Genomic DNA, 17,579 nt, shown 5'->3' with positions numbered 1-17,579 from the left:
TCCGCAAGCGTGTTTTCTCACACCACGGTCTCACATGGACCCGGGTGTGTCTTCGCGCCGACCACCCGGGCCTGTGCACGGTCCGCGGTCCGCGGGGCATCACCCGGCGGCGCGCCGGCGTGGACACTCGGTCCGTGCCCCGCCGGCGCCGTGAGCGTTACCCGCGCGGGCGCTCGAAGGTCAGCAGCAGCCCCTCCACGGCTCCGGGCCCTATACGGCCCTTGACGTCGGCGGAGGTGATGGCCTTGAGGCCCCAGCCGTCCTCGGCGTGCTTGTTCAGGACCTTCTCCAGCTTGTCGCTGTCCAGCGCGTCGCCGATCAGCGACTCCCGGAAGGTGACGACCTTGTACTCGTACGTGTAGCCGCTGCTCATGTGCGGAGTCCTCCTGAACCCGGGCCGGGTGGTGGTGTCATGGCCGGGGCAAGCTAATCATCAACGGGCCGTACGGCAGAAGGCAGGAGGCGTCCGTCGGGTGGGAGGCCCGCGCGGGGTCCCTGTCTCAGGGGGGAAGCGTCGAGGCGTCGTTGAGGCGGACGGCGCACTCCAGCAGGAGGGCGTGGACGAAGGCCTGGGGCAGATTGCCGCGCAGCTGGCGCTGGCGCACGTCGTACTCCTCGGCGAACAGCCCCGACGGCCCGCAGGCCGCCCGGGTTCGTTCGAACCAGCGCAGCGCGCCGGCGCGGTCACCGAGGTGGTCGGTGGCCAGCGCCATGGTGAACCCGCACAGCAGGAAGGCCCCTTCGGCCTCACCCAGCGGGATCCCCTGGTGGACGAAGCGATAGAGGTACCCGTCGTCGCTCAGCTGGTCCTCGATGAAGCGGCGGGTGACGGAGTTGCTCGGGTCGTCGGCGGACGGGAAGCCGCGGGCCAGAGGCGTCAGAAGAGCGGCTTCCGGTCCGTCGTCGTCGGCGGCCCGCCGCCACCGGCCGTCTTCGCGCAGACAGCGGCGCCGGGTCTCCGCGAAGACCGCCTCGGCGAGGTCGGCGCACCGCTGTCCCGTCCGCCCCGGCAGCGCCTCGGCCACGCGTCGCAGACCGCACACCACGCTCAGCCGGGACTGGGTCCACCACCGCTCGTCGAGTTCCCACATCCCTGCGTCGGCCCGCTGCCAGTTGTGTTCCACCGCCCGGACCGCGACCGTGACCGCCTGCTCGGCCTCGGGCGTGAGCCGATCGTGGTGAGCGGCGGCGGCGAACAGCTGGAGCACCTCACCGAACGCGTCGAGCTGGAACTGATCGGCCGCTCGGTTCCCGATCCGGTCCTGGCCTCCCGGGTAGCCGGGCAGCGGAAGCCCTCGTTCTTCCGGTACGGGGCCGCCGTCGACGGTGTATGCCGGGTGCAGGCCCTCACCGTCGGCGAGAACGCGTTCGGCGGTGAAACGCACCGCGGTGTCGAGCAGGTCGTGCGGCCCGTGCGCGGCGACCGCGAGGCCGGCGTAGCTCTGGTCGCGCAGCCAGGCGTAGCGGTAGTCGTAGCTGCGGCCGGTGTTCGCGCGCTCCGGCAACGACGTGGTGACGGCCGCGACCATGCCGCCGGACGAACTCGTCAGGCCGCGCAGAACGGCGTAGGCGTGCCGGGCGTCACGCGGGGCTGCCAGGCCGGAGCAGTCGGGCACGGCCCGCCGCCACGCCTCCTCCGTCCGCGCCCACAGCCGCTCCGGATCCAGCCGGGCGGTGCTCTCCTTCTCCGACAACTCCAGGACCAGGTCGTGCTCCTCGCCCTTGCGCAGGCGGAACTCACCGCGCAGGACGGACCGGGCGTCCCACGCGGCCCGCCGCGCTCCGTGGAGCCGCAGCCGCAGACCGTCGGTGTACGCGGTCCACACATCGCCCTCCAGGCGAGGGCCGCGCATCCCGCCCCGTCCGAAACCCGGACGCGGGTCGAGGGTCAGCCGTAGGCGTGCCTCACCCTCTTCGACACGTATCCGGCGCAGCAGCACAAGACGGTCCACGGAGGCCGGCATCGCCAGCGCGTCGCGGCACTCGATCACGGAGTCGGCGGTCACCCACCGGCTGACCCGGATCAGCGTGCCGTCCTCGTAGTAACCACCCCATACGTGCCAGTGGTCCTCCGGTTCGACGCCGAAGTACCCGCCGCCTCCGATGAGGGCGGAGAACACCGCGTCACTGTGCCAGCGAGGAGCGCACAGCCACACGATCCGGCCCTTCGGGTCCACCACGGCGCCGCGTTCGCCGTCGGCGAGGACGGCGTAGGCCCGCAGCACCCACGGAGGGCAGACGTCGTTCGGCACCTGTGCCGCCTTGTCCGCTGTGTCACCCATGGCACTGCAGATTTCCCGGCCGCCCCGCCGGGAAACGCCCACTGGGCCGGCGGAGGCCGAGCAGACCAAACCCGGTACGACCCTGAGCCGGCCGAACGTGTCCTCGTAGGTGCAGGTGAGGCCGTGGGGCTCGCCGACGGGTCTCTGATGCCTGCCGTGCCGGGGCGAGGTCCTGAACGTCGGCTCGACGGTCGAGGTGCGGGCCGGTTTCACCTACCACGGTGAACGGGTGCTGCGGCAGGTGCCGGTGTCCGTCGAGGTGTCCGAAGGGCTCTCGTTCACGACCGAGTACAGCAACTGCTACTACGGCACCGAGGTGCAGCCCCGCACGGTCGAGACGCACCACAGAGCGCTGTGCCTGATCGACATGCAGGTCGCGCCGGGCCGGTCCGTCGACCTGGCGCCCGTCGCCCTGAAGGTGGGCAAGCGGGCGCTCCGGAAGGACGTGGCCGTGCGGGCCGCGACCGGCATGGACTGGTCGGGCGGCGAGTGGCGGGACATCCACCGGGGCCGCGGTGGGGAACTGACCCTCGCGCAGCGCACCGCAGGCGTGCCGCCCGCCGCCCGCCGGACCGGAGGCATGTCGTACGGCCTGCTGGGTGTGCCCGTGCACAACGCGTGGGATCTGGAGGTGACAGGAGCCGCGCTCAAGGGCAGGAAGGGTGAGACACTCACGGCCCACCTGTCCCTGGACCACCACGGTGCCGATGTCGCGGCCCAACCGGACTCCGAGAACAGCGTCCCGTTCGCCAGGGTCGAAGTGCGGTTCCCCGAGGGCGTGACCGTGCTGAGCACGCCGAAGCTGTGCGGGGTCCCCAACAGCAGGAAGAGGACGCATTACCGGTGCGAGTACGGCCTCTACACCAGCGGTTTCGAGGTACCCGTGCTCCGGGACGGGTTCCACGTGGACTATCCCTTCAAGATGCGGATCGACGACCCGTCCAGGCTCACCGGCGGCATGATCCGTGTCGACGCACCGCCGGAACGGCTGCGGGACGACGCCGACCCCAGGAACAGCACCGCTCCCCTCACCATCGAGGCAGCCGGCGCGGCAGGCGGCTTCGGTCCGACGGCATGGGCCGTGGCCGCGGGTGCGGCAGCCGCGGTGCTGACCGGGCTCCTCGCCCTCGGCCGTCGGCGCAGGCGCTGACGCCACCCCTGCGATCGTTCCCGTCCCCGGTCCCGATGCCGCGTCCCGCATCCGGACGGCACGCGCATACAGCGCTCGCAGCACACGATGCCTCAGCCGGCTACGAGGCGCCGTCGTAGACGAGAAGCCCGTCCTCGCGCACACGCGCGCCGGGCGTCACGGTGTGCGCGCTGAGGCGGCCGTCGTGCATGAGGTGGTAGGCCGGTACACCGCGCGCGAGGACCGCGAAATCTGCGATGAGGCGTCGGTGGCAGCGCCACCAGACCGCTTCCCTGCACATGACGGCGGTGCGGACGTCGGTGGCCTGGAGCAGCAGCTCGTCCATCGCGGTGACGAACGCGTCGGAGCGGGTGTGGGCCGCGTAGCCGCGGAACGAGGCGTTGCGCCAGACGGTGTCGGGACTGTCCGGAGGGGCTCTGCGGAACCCGCCGAGGTCCGGCTCCCACCGGTACGCGATCCCGTGCTGCGGCAGCCACTCGGCCAGCTGCTGCCGGAAGAAGTGCGGGTAGCGGCGGCTCCCGGGGGCGGTGCGCACGTCCACGACGGCCGCCACACCGGCCTGGCGCAGCAAGGAGACGATCCGCTCGCGATCGGCGGTGTTGTGCCCAAAAGTGAGCAGGGCCCCGTCCATGGGGCCAGAGTGTCCATTTTTCCAGGACCCAGGCGTGAGAACGGTACGACGCGGCGCGGGTGCCGGGTGACGAGCGGGTGCGTCCGGCGGCGTGACGAGTCGGGGGTTCGAAGCTGACGTACCGTCAGATGGCGGGCTCGGCCCAGACATCGGGCGGGACGATGCCGGTGGACCGCCCGTAGGCGTCGAGCAGGCGTCCGAGGAGCTTGTCGTGGCGCAGGGTGATGACGCGGTCGACGATGTCGAGGCTGGGATGGGCGGTGGCGAGCTGGGTCTCCAGGCGCAGGGCGTCGTCCACGGAGTGCAGGCTGGCCTGCACGACGAGGTTCTGCGGGCCGGTGACCGCGGCACAGTTGCGGGTTTCGGGCAGGCGGATCAGGGCGTGGCCGATGGCGGGCAGGTCGGCGGGCGGAACCCTGGCCCAGAAGGTGACGGCGACGGGCCAGCCGCCGAGGGGGCGGGCGAAATCACAGCGGAAGCGCAGGACATCGAGTCGGATCAGCTGCTCGATGCGGCGTTTGGCGCTGGACAGGCTGACGCCCAGGGCGGTGGCCAGCGACTGGTAGGAGGCGCGGCCGTCGTGCACCAGCCGGCCCAGGAGGGCGCGGTCGAAGGCGGTGAGGTCACTGGGCCCGGGCCGCGGCGACCGGGTGGCGGGCGGAGTGCTGAGCCGGGCGCGCTGGTCGGGAGCGAGGGCGGCGATGCGCCAACGGCCGCCCTCGGTGAACATGTGGGTGACGATCCGGGCGTGGACGGCGGTGATGCCGGGGACGTGCGGGAGCAGGTCGAGGGTGTAGCGGGACAGGGCGTGCAGGTCACGGGTGGCGACGGTGGCGAGGATGTCGTGGCCGCCGGCGGAGCGCTCCAGGGTGAGCATGTGCGGATGGCCGCTCAGGGCCTGGGAGACGGAGGCCGCGGCGCCCGGGGCGCAGTCGATCTGGGCGTAGGACAGACATATCCGGTCCAGCAGGCGCGGGCCGGGTGAGAGCGCGACCCACGCCGTGCCGTGCTCGGTGAGGCGGTTGAAGCGGCGGGCGACGGTGACCGGGTCCACCCCGAGGGCACGGCCGAGCTCGGTCCACGAGGCTCTCGGCCGCAGTTGCAGCGCATGGATCAGCGCAAGGTCGTCCTCGCTCAGCTCGTGTGCACCTTCCTGCACCACTACGGGCTCCCTGGCGAGAATCCTGCGTTTCCCCTGCCTTCCATGGCCAGTCTTGCACTGTGGAAGCGGCAGGGCCCGCACGGGGCGGGCCGGAGCAGGAGGACCGGACCATGGCGTTCGCCGACTACCAGAACGAGATCTACCTCGCCGGGCTGCACGGCGTGGCACCGCGGCTGCCGATGACCTGCGCGGAGCTGGAGGCGCCGGCCCTGGCCGCGATGACCCCGTCGGTGCGCTCCTACGTCGCGGGCGGCGCCGGGGACGAGTACACCCAGCGAGCCAATGTCACCGCCTTCGAGCAGTGGGGTCTCGTCCCGCGCATGCTGGTCGGCGCGAGGGAACGGGACCTGTCGGTCGACTTGTTCGGCATGCGCCTGCCCGCGCCGCTGTTCCTTGCTCCGATCGGCGTGATCGGGCTGTGCGCCCAGGACGGCCACGGCGACCTCGCCACCGCACGCGCCGCCGCCCGGACCGGTGTGCCGATGATCGCCTCCACCCTGACCGTCGACCCGATGGAGCAGGTGGCCGCCAAGTTCGACGGCACCCCGGGCTTCTTCCAGCTCTACACGCCCACCGACCGGGAACTGGCCGAAAGCCTCGTCCACCGTGCCGAAAAGGCCGGCTTCAAGGGCATCGTGGTCACTCTCGACACCTGGATCACCGGCTGGCGTCCCCGTGACCTCGCCGTCAGCAATTTCCCTCAGCTGCGCGGACACTGCCTGGCCAACTACACCAGCGATCCGGTCTTCCGCTCCCGTCTCGCCAAGTCCCCCGAGGACGACCCGGCAGCCGCGGTGATGCGCTGGGCGCAGACCTTCGGCAACCCGCTCACCTGGGACGATCTGCCCTGGCTGCGGTCGATGACCGACCTGCCGCTGATCCTCAAGGGCATCTGCCACCCCGACGACGCCCGCCGCGCCAGGGACGCCGGCGTGGACGGCATCTACTGCTCCAACCACGGCGGACGCCAGGCCAACGGCGGGCTGCCCGCGCTGCACTGCCTGCCCGGCGTCGCCGAGGCCGCCGGTGACCTGCCGGTCCTCTTCGACTCCGGCATCCGCTCCGGCGCCGACATCGTCAAGGCCCTCGCCCTGGGGGCGACCGCCGTCGGTATCGGCCGCCCGTACGCCTATGGCCTGGCCCTCGACGGGACCGACGGCATCGTCCATGTCCTGCGCTCGGTGCTCGCGGAGGCCGACCTCCTCATGGCCGTCGACGGCTACCCCACCCTGGCCGACCTCACGCCCGACGCCCTCCGCCGCATCCGCTGACCCGGGACGGTCCGTGCGCCCCTGACGTCCGGCTGCGAGAGGCGCCCGGAGAGCTCGCAACCGGGCGGCGCGGGCCGCCCGGCACACACCGTGCTCGTGTGAGCCCTGTACGCGCCCCCGCCCGGGCGGGAAGACTGCCTTCGCGGTGGGTGGTTGGCCAGAACATCACCCACCGATACGGATCCGAGTTCTCCGGAAGGCAGGTCGGCTGCTGTGCTGTTGAGGCTGCCCACATCCGTGTCCGAAGCCCAGACGTGCCTGGCCGAGGGTGCCGTGCCGATCGGCGGGGCGACCCTCGTCTGGGCCACCTGGCAGCGGGACGGATTTCCCGAACAGGCCATGTCGCTGCGGGAGTTGCCGGAGGCCAACGTAATGGGGCGGCAGACGGTGGGCGGCGCCGTGGTCCTGCACCGGATCGACGACCGGGTTCCGGACGTGCTCCGCCTGGCCGCCGCCATGGTGGGCACCGGAGCCGTGCGGCGGACCGCGACGGTCGGCGGCAACCTCGTCGGCAGCACGCTGCGCTGTCTGCTGCCCGCGGCACTCGTCCTGGACGCCCGGGCGACAGTGCTGGAATCCGACGGCCTCCAGGAGACGGACATGGCCGAGCTGGTGGCCAAGCGTCCCGTCCTCGTCAGCCTGCGCTGGCGTACACCGCTCGCCTCCTCCTACCGCAAACTGGCCGGAGAGACAGGCGGACCGCCACCCCTCGTCGTCGCCTCGGCGGTCCACGCCGACAACAGCGGCAACCGCCTGCGGGTCGCCGTCCGCGACGGTCATGAGGTGCTCAGCGGCAGCGTCAGGTGCACCACCGCCACCGACGCCGAGGAGACCCTGCACTCGCTGAGCGAGACCGCCCTGGGTGACCTGCCGGCCTCCGCATGGCAAGCCGTCCACGCACAGGTCACCGGTCTGCTCGGCGATCACAGCACGGAGTGACGAGGCGGAGCGCCGACCGCTCCGCCCCCGGCACACTGCTTCGTCCCGCAGCACCTCCCGCCGAACGCGCGGCCCGCATGCCCTGAGGCTGGCTTGGCAACCGCTTGCAGCAGCCTCGGCGGACGGCGCAGCATGGCGGTTCCCACCCGTTGTCCGGCAGGGAGTGGTCCATGCGCCCGAGCTCGCCAGCGAGGAGAGTGAGACGCGCACAGCCCACGACGAGTGATGCCGGTGTCCCGTGTCTCCCGAAGGGGATGGACGTGCCAGAGCCGCTTGATGCCGTGACCCCTGTTGCCGCCGGCGGGCCCGGGTTCCCGCCGGAGGCGACCGCACCGCCGACAGTCGGAGTGGAGGAGGAGTTCGTCCTGGCCGACCGGCACAGCAGGTCGGCCGTGTACAGATCCCTGTCCGTCGTACCTGCCGCCCGCGCGCACCTCGGCGCGCCACATGTCACCCCCGAACTCTCGCAGTCCCAGGTGGAGACGGTCAGCGCGGTGTGCCGTACGGCCGCCGAACTGGAGGCCGAGATCCTGCGATTACGCGCCGGTGCGGCCGCCGCGGCCGCCGAGTACGACTGCCTGCTGGTGCCCAGCGGCACGGCGGTCCTCGGTCGCACCGGGCCACCGCCCCTCCTCGACCAGCCGCGTTATCTCGCCCTCGCCCGCCGCTTCGGGCTCCTGGTCCACGAGCAGGGCGTCAACGCCTGCCACGTGCACGTCGGCGTGGCCGAACGGGAAGAAGCCGTGGAGGCGGTCAACCACCTGCGCGGCTGGATGCCCCTGCTGCTGGCCCTCACCGCCAACTCCCCGTACAGCGGCGGATCGGACACCGGTTACGCGAGCTGGCGCTCCATGGTCTGGAGCCGGTGGCCCGCTGCGGGGCCGCCCCCCTATCTGCGGGGCGCGGCCCACTACGCACGGGTCGTCGACCAACTCGTGGCCACCGGAGCGGCGATGGACTCGGGCATGATCTACTGGCACGTGCGGCCTTCGGCGCATCTTCCCACCATCGAGGTACGCATTGCGGACGTGATGCCCGACGCCGGGACCACCACCGCGTACGCGCTGCTCGTCCGCGGCCTCGTCGGGCACGCCGTCGAGGCGGCACGCGCCGGCGAATACGCGCCCGAGGTCCCCGACCTGCTGCTGCGGGCGGCATGCTGGCAGGCCGCCCGGCACGGTCCGGCCGGCACCCTGCCCGCCACCCACACCCGCGACTGCGCGGTCACGTCCGTCGGCCGGTTGGTCGAGGAGCTGTGGAAACGGGTGGAGCCGTACCTCAGCCGGTACGGCGACGACCAGTGCGTCGGCGACTGGCTGAGCGATGTCCAGGTCGACGGGACCGGCTGCGCGCGCCAGCGGCGTGTCGCGAAACAGTACGGAGGCCGCCTGCAGGCAGTGGTGGACGACCTCGCTGTCGAGCTTCCCGGATGACACGCCAGGCGGTCTTCTCCGGGGTGGGTACCGCGGCGCCGGACGCCCAGGGAGTCGGCGGGTCCTTGCCGCGCCGACTTCCTGGGCCTCACCGGCATCACCGCTCCCGGCTCCCGACGTGGGTCACCGGTGCGAGTCCTCGTGGGACAGTTCGAGGTCGTGGTCGGTGACGCCGCTTGCGTCCACGCGCAGTGATGCGGCGACCGGCGGGTAACCGCCGGCGATGACGGTGTACTCGCCGCCGGTGAGGTCGGTGAACCCGTAGGCGCCGTCGGGGCCGGTGACCGCCGTTGCGACCACGTTCCCGGCCGCGTCCAGCAGAGTGACCTTGGCGTCGGCGAGCGCCCTGCCGGTGGCGGTGCTGACCACACCGTGGAGCCGGGCGCCGGGTTCGAGGCGGACCTCGTAGGCCCCCGTCGTTCCCGGGGTGGCCTCGACCGGCAGGGCGGTGGGGCGGTGGCCGGGCGCGTTCACAGTGAGCGTATGGCTGCCGGGGACCAGATCGGCGAGCAGGAAGGTGCCGTCGGCCGCCGAGGTGCCCGAGGAGACGACCTCGCCGCGTACATCGGTGGCGACCAGGAGGGCGCCTGGCAGCGGGTGTCCGTCGACGGCGTCCCGGACGGATCCGGTGAGGGCGGCGCTGCCGCTCAGCGCGAGGTCGCACCCGACCGGCTCATTGCCGACGAGGACCGTGACGGCCTGCGGCTGCCGCGCGCCGGCGGCGCCGATCAGCACATAGGTGCCGGGGCGCGGGACGCTCACCGCATAGCCCCCGTCCTCGGCGCTGACGGCGCGGTCGAGCTGCCGTCCCTCGACGTCGATCAGGGTGATCACGGCCTGCGGCACCGGCCTGCCCGCGCCGTCCAGCACCCGGCCGCGAACGCCGTACGACGGGGCGCCGTGAGGGGGTCCGCCCCCCTCCGCGGAGGCTCCGGCGACGGGTGCGCCTCCGGCGGCGGGCTCGGCTCGGGCGACGGACCGGGCGGCGGGGGTCGCGCCGACGGCTGACTCCACGGCAGCCGACCCTTCGGCGGTGGCCGCGGGCGGCTCCACAGCTGAGCCGGGCTCCGCAGCTTGGCCGGGCTCCGCGGCCGGGCCGCGGTTCTCCTCGGCGGCCTGCGCCTCCAGACCGGAGACCTTGCGCAGCGGCACCTCCTTGGTCCACAGAGCGACCAGGAAGCCCAGCACCATCACGGCCGCCGCGATCAGGAACACCAGTTGCATCGAGTCGGTGAAGCCGGCCTTGAACGGCTGCGCCAGGCGCGGGTCGAGCCGCTGGATGAACGAGGAGTCGTTCAGCACGCCGGAGCCGCTCCCGCCGCCCGCCCGGGGGTGCCTGAACATCTCCAGCACCGGGGCGTTCGCGGGATCGGAGCGTACGGCCGGGTCATGGAGCGCGGCCTGGAAGCCGGGCGTTTCGTACGCGGCCCGGAAGGCGGAGCCGATCTTGTCGCCGACGGTGCTGAACAGCACCGAGAGGAAGACCGCGGTACCGGCGGTGCCGCCCATCTGTCGGAAGAAGGTGGCGGACGCGGTCGCCACGCCCATGTCCTTGGGCTCCACGGCGTTCTGCACGGCCAGTGTCAGTATCTGCATGCACCCGCTGAGGCCGATACCGAACAGTGCCATGTAAGCCATGGTCTCGGGCAGCGGGCTGTTCCACTGCACGCGGTAGTGGAACAGCAGCATGGCGGCGATGATCAGCGCGGTGCCGACGATCGGGAAGATCTTGTACTTGCCGGTCTTCTGGATGATGCGTCCGACCACGATGGTCCCGGAGATCATCCCGACCATCAAGGGCAGCATCAGCAGGCCGGACCTGGTGGGGCTGACGCCCTTCACGATCTGCAGGTACAGCGGAACCATCATCATCCCGCCGAACATGCCCATGCCGATGAGCACGGACAGCAGGCTCATCTTGCTGAACACCGAGCTGCGGAACAGCCGCATCGGGATCAGAGCCTCCTCGCCCATGGCCCGCTCGACGAAGATCCACACCACCAGGCCGACCGCGCCCACCGCATAGCAGACACAGGCCTTCGCGGACGTCCAGCCCCAGTCCTGCCCCTGCTCGGCCACGAGCAGCAGCGGCACCACACCGACGGCGATGGTGAGCGCGCCCCACCAGTCGATGCGGTGCTCGCGCCGGGTGTGCGGGAGGTTCAGCACCTTGGCGACGACGAACAGGGCGATGACGCCGACCGGCACGTTGACGAGGAACACCCAGCGCCAGCCGGCGATGGTCAGGATGCTGCCGCGGCCCGCCAGGAAACCGCCGATCAGCGGGCCGAGCACGCTGGAGGAGCCGAACATCGCGAGCATGTAGCCCTGATACCGGGCCCGCTCCCGGGGCGGCACGATGTCACCGATGATCGCCAGCGCCAGTGACATCAGACCGCCGGCGCCGATGCCCTGGAAGGCCCGGAAGGCGGCCAGCTCGGTCATCGAGGTGGCGAACGAGCAGGCCGCCGAGCCGACGATGAAGATGCTGATGGCTGCCAGGAAGAAGGGCTTGCGTCCGTAGAGGTCGGACAGCTTTCCGTACAGCGGCGTGCTGATGGTGGACGTGATCAGATACGCGGTGGTGACCCACGCCTGGGAGCTGAGTCCGTGCAGATCGTCGGCGATCGTGCGGATCGAGGTGCTGACGATGGTCTGGTCGAGCGCCGCGAGGAACATCCCCAGCATCAGGCCGCTGAGGATCGTCATGATCTGGCGGTGCGTCAGTCGGCCGGCCGGCGGGGCCGACGGGGCTGTCGCGGCGGCTTCCCCACGGGGCGGGGACGCGGGCGTGGTCATGCGTGCAGATCTCCTTGCCTCGCCCCGCCACCCGCGCACTGCCCGGCTGGAGGGCTACCCGTGTCGCTCATCACTCGCTATCCGTTGCTTGCGGCTACCAAGTGAGTCTAGATCCCGGGGAGAGGAGGGTGCATCACGCTGGTGCACCGGCCGAACGGGCGACGACGACTCGCCACCCGTTCGACCAGTTGCGACGGCGGTGACCGGTGGCACCCGTTACAGATACGGGCGGGTGATCAGCTCGATCGCGTGACCGGCGGGGTCCTTGAAGTACACCCCTCGACCGCCGTGCTCGTTGTTGATCTCGCCCGGGCGTCGCATCTGCGGATCGGCCCAGTGCTCGACGCCGCCCTCGCGCAGTCGCCGGTACGCCCGGTCGAACAGCTCGTCGTCGACCAGAAACGCGTAGTGCTGCATCTGGATCTCCACCGGCGGCTCGGCGAACTGGAGCAGTACGCCGTCGGTGAGCTGGATGTTGGTGAACGGGCCCCAGGACGGTGCTTCCGGAAGTTCCAGGAGCTCCCGGAAGAACCGGGCCGACTCGTGGCGGTCCTTGGCGGCAATGATGGTGTGGTTGAACGTGACTGTCATGCGGCTGACCTCGTTGTTGTCCGGCACGGGAAACGGAATCGCGGTGCACGACCGCGAGGGGGTCCACGTGCCGAACCGAGGGGGTGCGTTCTGCGCACCCGCTGTGCGATCAGCCTTCCACCGGAAGACCAATCCGTGTGTGGCGTAGCGCCGGTCCGGTGTTCACATCACAGGACATTACTTGATCTTGCAGGCCGCGCCAACCGGATAAGCTCTCCGTCCTCGCCTTGGGAGGTGGCGGGGACGGAGTTCAGCCCGTTCTGGTTCTCCTCCGCACGTCTCTTTCTGTGTACGCCGGGAGTCGTAGCAAGTCTGCCCCGTAGACGGATCCGTGGGCTCCGCCGGCACGAAAAGCTCGTTCCCCACTGGAAGTTGACCGAAGGGAACGGCCATCGTGCGGACCGGACGCATCGCGCCCTTGCTCACCGTGGGGATCACGGCAACGCTGCTCCCCGCCCTCGTGCCGGCGGCACAGGCATCCGCGGCGGAACCACTGAGGAGATTCGAGAACCAGAAGCCCGCCTGGCACCGATGCGCCCCGTCACAGCCCGCGGCGTTCCAGTGCGCCACCATCCAGGTACCGCTGGACTACAGCCGCCCCGACGGCAAGAAGATCAAGCTGGCCATCTCCCGTATGAAGACGGCTGTCCCCGGCAAACGGCACGGCGCGATCCTCTTCAACCCCGGCGGACCGGGCGGCGAGGGCCTGGACATGCCGGTCATGATGAAGAACGCGATGCCGAAGAACGTGCGCGAGCAGTACGACCTCATCGGGTTCGACCCGCGCGGCGTGGGCCGCAGCACCCCGCTCACCTGCGGTCTCACGCCCAGGGAACAGAACATCGAACACCCCTACAAGGCGGCGACGTTCAGCCGGGACGTCAAGTGGGCCCGGACCGTCGCCGACAAGTGCCGTGCCGAGAACGGCGACCGGCTCGCGTACTTCACCACCCGCAACACCGCTCGTGACATGGACGTCATCCGCGCCGTTCTGGGCGAGAAGAAGATCTCCTACCTGGGCTACTCCTACGGCACCTACCTGGGCGCCGTCTACGCGCAGATGTTCCCCACGCGGACCGACCGCTTCGTCCTGGACAGCGCGGTCGACCCCGCCCGGGTGTGGCGCGGGATGATCCAGGTCTGGGCCGAGGGCACCGAGCCGGCGTTCACCCGCTGGACGAAGTGGACCGCCCGGCACGACCGCACCTACGGCCTCGGCAACACCCCGGCGCAGGTGAAGAAGACGTTCTGGGACCTGATCGCCCGGGCCGACCGCACTCCGATCGACGACGCCGGCCAGAAACTCACCGGGGACGACATCCGGGCCGCACTGCGCGCCGAGTTCTTCAGGCCCAAGTCCGCGGCCGATGAGGTCGTCAGGCTCAAGAAGGCCGCCGACGGCCATGCGTCCCTGCGTCCTTCCCCCGCGCCGGACCGGCAACCGGAACCGCGCTTTGCGCAGGTCCCCGCCGCACAGCAGCCGACCGACAACGCCTCCGTGGTCTTCTGGACCGTGCTCTGCGGCGACACCGCGGCCTGGCCACGCGACCCCGAGCAGTACCGGCGTGACGCGATCCGGGACAAGGCCACGTACCCCCTCTACGGCGACTTCGCCTCCAACATCACCCCCTGCGCGTTCTGGACCGAACCGGCCGAGCCCGTCACCGAAGTGCACAACACCCTGGGTGTGCTTACCGTCCAGAACCAGTGGGACTCCCAGACACCCCTGGCCAGCGGCCTCGGTATGCATCACGCCCTGAAGGGCTCACGCATGGTGTACGTCAAGGGAGGTGAGGGCCACGGTGTCTACTCAGGAGACCCACGCGCCTGCGCCGACCGTACCGTCAACGCCTTCCTGAGCAACGGCAGGCTTCCGGCCCGTGACGTCACCTGCAAGCCGTCCGGCCGCCGGAGCCCCGGCGTGACGTCCCTTCCCGTCCCCGGGCCGTCGCACACACCGCAGTCGCCCCGCTTCTGACGCGGCTGACGGAGCCGGTGACATGGCCGGCTCTGCTGCGGTCATGACAGACTGCCCCGCTCGCAGACCCGGCGGGCGACCTCCCGGAGCTTGATGTTGTTCTCCTGCGAGTAACGGCGCAGCACGTCGAACGCCTGCTCTTCGGTGAGGCGGTGGCTCCCCATGAGAATGCCCATCGCCTCGCCGATCATGTGGCGGGTGGCGACGGCGTGCTCCATCTGGGCGTGCGTGCGGGCACTGGAGAACGCGACCGCCGCATGCGAGGCCAGCAGCCAGCCGGCCAGTTCACTGGTCTCGGGGAAGGCGCCGGGCCTGCACGAGTAGAGGTTCAGCGCGCCCAGCTCTTCGTCCTCGGTGTACAGCAGGAACCCCATCATGCTGCCCACACCCAGCTGACGGGCCATGGGGGCGAAGGCGGGCCAGCGCGGCTGCTCCCGGGTGAAGTCGGCGATGCGGAAAACCCGCTCCTTTGCGCTGCTGCGCGCCGCGTCGAAGCAGGGCCCCTCACCCAACCGCTCCTGCAGCCGGTCGCTGTCGACGACGAGCTGCCCGGTGGGCGCGAGCGTCTGCACCTTCGTGCCGTGCAGCACCAGAATGCCGGCCGCGTCGCAGCCCTCGACCAGCTTGGTGGCCGAAGCGGTGATCCGTTCCAGGGTGGCGCCGACCGACTTCTGCGCCAGAAGATCCCGCGCCATCGCCGCCATCTGCTCTGCGAACCGAGCCCAGTCCATCGTGTCCTCCGCCTCTCGGTTCGTCCCGGACAGGCCGTGTCCCAGCATTCCACGCAAGCCGGACCGCGTGTGTGTGAGACATCCCGGTTCCCCGGGCCCGTCCGGCCCCTGTGCCGGAAGAACGGCTCTCTGCCCCGGACGGTGCCACTCGGCCGGGTGGGACGGCGGCCCGCCGGCGGAGGACCACGGGCGGCGGGCCGATCGGCCGATCGTCGGCGCGACCGTGCCGGGACGGGGCCCGGCGCGGAGGTTCACTCGCGGGGAGCGATCTCCCTCCCGTCGGCGTCCCGGACGGTGATGGCCAGCATCGGGCAGATGTCGGCGGCCTCCAGGGCGCGGTCGTCGTCCTCCGCGATGCGCTCGCGCACGGGGCGCGCATGGTCGTCGTCCAGGGCGAACAGGTCCGGTGCGGCCCCGGCGCACATCCCGGAGCCGATACAGCGGTCGGAGGCGATGTGCAGCTGCCAGCCCATGGGCCGCCTCACCAGCTCACCGGCATGACGCGGGGGCCACGCACCAGCATCTCGGTCTTCCAGGTGATGTCCCCGGCGACGCGCAGCCGGGGGAACCGGGCCACCAGCGCGCCGACGGCCTCCTGCAGTTCGAGGCGGGCCAGGGGAGCCCCGAGGCAGTGGTGGACGCCGTGGCCGAAGCCCAGATGTGCGTTGCCGCTCCGGGAGAAGTCGAGCGTGCCGGCCGCGGTGAAGCGCAGCGCGTCCCGGTTGGCCGCGCCGATGGCGACCAGCACCGGTTCCCCGGCCCGCACCAGGGTGCCACCGACCTCGATGTCCTCCTTGGCGTAGCGGGGCATACCGGCACCGCTGCCCAGCGGCACGAAGCGCAGCAGCTCCTCGACCGCGCCGGTGATGAGCGAGGGCTCGGCACGCAGGCGGGACAGCGCCTCCGGATGGTCGAGAAGGGTGAGCACGAAGTTGGGGATCTGGGTGGCCGTGGTCTCGTGGCCGGCGATGAGAATGCCGACGCACAGGTCGACGAGTTCCAGCTCGGACAGCCGGTCGTCGTGATCGCGCGCCTCGATCAGCGCCGTCATCAGGTCGTCCCGGGGCTGCTCGCGATGAGCGGCGATCAGCTCGGCCATGTACGCCCGCAGCTCTTCTCGGTTGCGGTCGAACTCCTCGGCGGTGAGCGAGCTGGTGGACAGCGCCGCGTCGCTCCACGTGCGGAATCGCGGGCGGTCCTCCTCCGGTACCCCGAGGAGGCGGCAGATCACCGCGACCGGAATGGGCAGGGCGTAGCGGTCGACCAGGTCGACCGGCGGCCCTGCCGCTTCCATCTCGTCCAGCAGCGTGGACGTCAGCTCCCGGATCCGCGGCCGGAGTTTTTCGACCTGCCGCACGGTGAAGGCCTTGGCGACCAGCGAACGCAGCCTCGTGTGGTCGGGCGGGTCCATGCCGAGGATCCCGCTCTCCCGCCTGCCCTCGGAGGCGCGCGGCTCGTCGTGTTCGAGGCCCAGGGCCCGGCTGAAGCGCTGGTCGCCCAGGACCAGCCGGGCGTCCGCATAGCGGGTGGCGAGCCACGCCGGTTCCCCGTACGGCAGCTGGACGCGTAACAGCCCCGGCGTGTCCCGGGCTCGTTCGTACGCCTCGGACAAGGCCAGGTCATGGCTGGAGTTGAAGGGATAGGCGAGGGGTGCGGGGTCCGTTGCAGTCACTGCTGCCTCCCTGGTGTAAGCACACGCTTACAACGCTAGGAGGCGCTCACCTGGAGGTCAACGACGCTAACCGGCCGTTACTCTGACGGCTCCTCGGGCAGGCGCGGAGCGGGCTCACGGCGGACGGCAGAAGGAGCAGAGGGTGGACATCGGCGAGCACACGCGGCAGCAGGACCAGCCCGGGGACGGCCCCGCGAGCGAGGACTCCCCGCACCGTCCGCGTGACGCCCGCGGGACCCGACTGCGCATCCTGCACGCGGCCGGCGCGGTCTTCGCCGAGCGCGGATACGAGGCGGCCACCGTCCGCGACATAGCCGGACGCGCAGGGGTGAACCAGGCACTCATATTCCGTTACTTCGGATCCAAAAAGGCCCTGCTCACCGAGGTCATGGCGCAGGGTGGCAAGGAGCAGCTGATCAGCACGCCCACGGACCGGCTGTTCGAGACCGCGCTGCGCGGCGTCCTGGCCGAGGGCGGCAAACCCGATGCGGACCGACTGCTGGCCGTCTACCTGCGCTCCATCGGCAGCGCCGATGCCGCCCCGGACACCGTACGCGCGCTGGGGGAGGAGTACGCCGCCGCCCTCGCCGCCCTCTCCTCCGCCGACGACAGCAAGCTGCGCGCACAGCTCGCCATGGCCTGGCTGCTCGGTATCGGCCTGATGCGGGTCGTGGTCGGCCAGGAGCCGCTGGCGAGCGCAGAACCGGACGAGATCTGCGGCCACGTACTCACGGCACTCGAAGGACTCCTGCACGACGAGAAGGCGCCCGGGGGCCGAGGAGCGGACCAACACCCGGCCAAGCGCCGCTGACCAGGCCGGCCAAGCGCCGCTGACCAGGCCGACGGCGCCCTGCACGTCCACGAGCGGCTGATCGACACGCTCCTCGGCGGTGCCGCCGCCGCCATTGCGGCCTGCGCCGCCGTGCATCGCTGCCGTGTC

General features: G+C 71.2%; 15 protein-coding genes. 6 read left to right on the top strand and 9 right to left on the bottom strand.

Going from position 1 to position 17,579, the window contains the following annotated elements; genetic code table 11:
• Positions 1-157: 157 nt before the first annotated feature.
• Positions 158-373, bottom strand: a complete 216-nt coding sequence (locus ACIGXP_RS18210; RefSeq protein WP_031168938.1) for a DUF4177 domain-containing protein — start codon at positions 371-373, stop codon at positions 158-160.
• A gap of 127 nt (positions 374-500) precedes the next feature.
• On the bottom strand, positions 501-2,282 hold the full coding sequence (locus ACIGXP_RS18205; protein ID WP_399769390.1) for a glycoside hydrolase family 15 protein: 1,782 nt from the start codon (positions 2,280-2,282) through the stop codon (positions 501-503).
• A gap of 229 nt (positions 2,283-2,511) precedes the next feature.
• On the opposite strand from ACIGXP_RS18205, the gene ACIGXP_RS18200 reads away from it, so the two are divergent.
• Entirely contained in the window at positions 2,512-3,432 is a 921-nt protein-coding gene (locus ACIGXP_RS18200; protein WP_399769388.1) for a hypothetical protein, read from the top strand.
• Between the two features lie 100 nt (positions 3,433-3,532).
• Here ACIGXP_RS18200 and ACIGXP_RS18195 read toward each other — a convergent pair whose 3' ends face one another.
• Positions 3,533-4,063 (bottom strand): DUF488 family protein, encoded by a 531-nt coding sequence (locus ACIGXP_RS18195; protein WP_399769386.1) that lies wholly within the window; start codon positions 4,061-4,063, stop codon positions 3,533-3,535.
• Positions 4,064-4,187: 124 nt separating this feature from the next.
• On the bottom strand, positions 4,188-5,225 hold the full coding sequence (locus ACIGXP_RS18190; RefSeq protein WP_399769385.1) for an Lrp/AsnC family transcriptional regulator: 1,038 nt from the start codon (positions 5,223-5,225) through the stop codon (positions 4,188-4,190).
• A 110-nt stretch (positions 5,226-5,335) separates the two neighbouring features.
• Here ACIGXP_RS18190 and ACIGXP_RS18185 point away from each other — a divergent pair, with 110 nt between their 5' ends.
• From ACIGXP_RS18185 to ACIGXP_RS18175, 3 genes are all read left to right on the top strand, one after another.
• Positions 5,336-6,496 carry an alpha-hydroxy-acid oxidizing protein gene (locus tag ACIGXP_RS18185; RefSeq protein ID WP_399769383.1) on the top strand — a complete coding sequence of 387 codons (1,161 nt, stop codon included), beginning with the start codon at positions 5,336-5,338 and terminating at the stop codon, positions 6,494-6,496.
• Between the two features lie 213 nt (positions 6,497-6,709).
• On the top strand, positions 6,710-7,435 hold the full coding sequence (locus ACIGXP_RS18180; RefSeq protein WP_399769381.1) for an FAD binding domain-containing protein: 726 nt from the start codon (positions 6,710-6,712) through the stop codon (positions 7,433-7,435).
• A gap of 260 nt (positions 7,436-7,695) precedes the next feature.
• A complete protein-coding gene (locus ACIGXP_RS18175) occupies positions 7,696-8,868 on the top strand; it encodes a glutamate--cysteine ligase (RefSeq protein ID WP_399769379.1) in 1,173 nt (390 codons plus the stop codon).
• A gap of 123 nt (positions 8,869-8,991) precedes the next feature.
• Here the strand turns inward: ACIGXP_RS18175 and ACIGXP_RS18170 are convergent, their stop codons facing one another.
• Positions 8,992-11,667, bottom strand: a complete 2,676-nt coding sequence (locus tag ACIGXP_RS18170; protein ID WP_399769377.1) for an MFS transporter — start codon at positions 11,665-11,667, stop codon at positions 8,992-8,994.
• Between the two features lie 216 nt (positions 11,668-11,883).
• The gene (locus tag ACIGXP_RS18165; RefSeq protein ID WP_363218902.1) at positions 11,884-12,258 is read right to left on the bottom strand and encodes a VOC family protein; all 375 of its coding nucleotides are present in this window, start codon (positions 12,256-12,258) and stop codon (positions 11,884-11,886) included.
• A 394-nt stretch (positions 12,259-12,652) separates the two neighbouring features.
• Between ACIGXP_RS18165 and ACIGXP_RS18160 the strand changes: the two genes are divergently transcribed.
• Positions 12,653-14,236, top strand: coding sequence for an alpha/beta hydrolase (locus ACIGXP_RS18160; protein ID WP_399769374.1), 1,584 nt, complete (start codon positions 12,653-12,655; stop codon positions 14,234-14,236).
• 41 nt (positions 14,237-14,277) lie between these two features.
• Here the strand turns inward: ACIGXP_RS18160 and ACIGXP_RS18155 are convergent, their stop codons facing one another.
• The 3 genes from ACIGXP_RS18155 to ACIGXP_RS18145 form a co-directional block, all read right to left on the bottom strand.
• Entirely contained in the window at positions 14,278-14,967 is a 690-nt protein-coding gene (locus ACIGXP_RS18155) for a GAF and ANTAR domain-containing protein (protein ID WP_399769372.1), read from the bottom strand.
• Positions 14,968-15,218: 251 nt separating this feature from the next.
• On the bottom strand, positions 15,219-15,440 hold the full coding sequence (locus ACIGXP_RS18150; RefSeq protein WP_399769370.1) for a ferredoxin: 222 nt from the start codon (positions 15,438-15,440) through the stop codon (positions 15,219-15,221).
• A gap of 8 nt (positions 15,441-15,448) precedes the next feature.
• Entirely contained in the window at positions 15,449-16,639 is a 1,191-nt protein-coding gene (locus ACIGXP_RS18145; protein WP_399769368.1) for a cytochrome P450, read from the bottom strand.
• Between the two features lie 142 nt (positions 16,640-16,781).
• Here ACIGXP_RS18145 and ACIGXP_RS18140 point away from each other — a divergent pair, with 142 nt between their 5' ends.
• Positions 16,782-17,450 (top strand): TetR/AcrR family transcriptional regulator, encoded by a 669-nt coding sequence (locus ACIGXP_RS18140; protein WP_399769366.1) that lies wholly within the window; start codon positions 16,782-16,784, stop codon positions 17,448-17,450.
• The last annotated feature ends 129 nt before the right edge of the window (positions 17,451-17,579 follow it).

This window comes from Streptomyces sp. NPDC053069 (assembly GCF_044546895.1).
Taxonomy (GTDB): Bacteria; Actinomycetota; Actinomycetes; order Streptomycetales; family Streptomycetaceae; genus Streptomyces.
Note: the sequence above shows the minus strand (reverse complement) of the source record. Positions and strands in the feature narration are given on the sequence as shown.

What these genes read in the sequence shown, in the direction of transcription:
- ACIGXP_RS18210 (WP_031168938.1), bottom strand. Translation starts at nt 373, where the DNA reads ATGAGCAGCGGCTACACGTACGAGTACAAGGTCGTCACCTTCCGGGAG.
- ACIGXP_RS18185 (WP_399769383.1), top strand. Translation starts at nt 5,336, where the DNA reads ATGGCGTTCGCCGACTACCAGAACGAGATCTACCTCGCCGGGCTGCAC.
- ACIGXP_RS18205 (WP_399769390.1), bottom strand. Translation starts at nt 2,282, where the DNA reads ATGGGTGACACAGCGGACAAGGCGGCACAGGTGCCGAACGACGTCTGC.
- ACIGXP_RS18170 (WP_399769377.1), bottom strand. Translation starts at nt 11,667, where the DNA reads ATGACCACGCCCGCGTCCCCGCCCCGTGGGGAAGCCGCCGCGACAGCC.
- ACIGXP_RS18195 (WP_399769386.1), bottom strand. Translation starts at nt 4,063, where the DNA reads ATGGACGGGGCCCTGCTCACTTTTGGGCACAACACCGCCGATCGCGAG.
- ACIGXP_RS18150 (WP_399769370.1), bottom strand. Translation starts at nt 15,440, where the DNA reads ATGGGCTGGCAGCTGCACATCGCCTCCGACCGCTGTATCGGCTCCGGG.
- ACIGXP_RS18155 (WP_399769372.1), bottom strand. Translation starts at nt 14,967, where the DNA reads ATGGACTGGGCTCGGTTCGCAGAGCAGATGGCGGCGATGGCGCGGGAT.
- ACIGXP_RS18165 (WP_363218902.1), bottom strand. Translation starts at nt 12,258, where the DNA reads ATGACAGTCACGTTCAACCACACCATCATTGCCGCCAAGGACCGCCAC.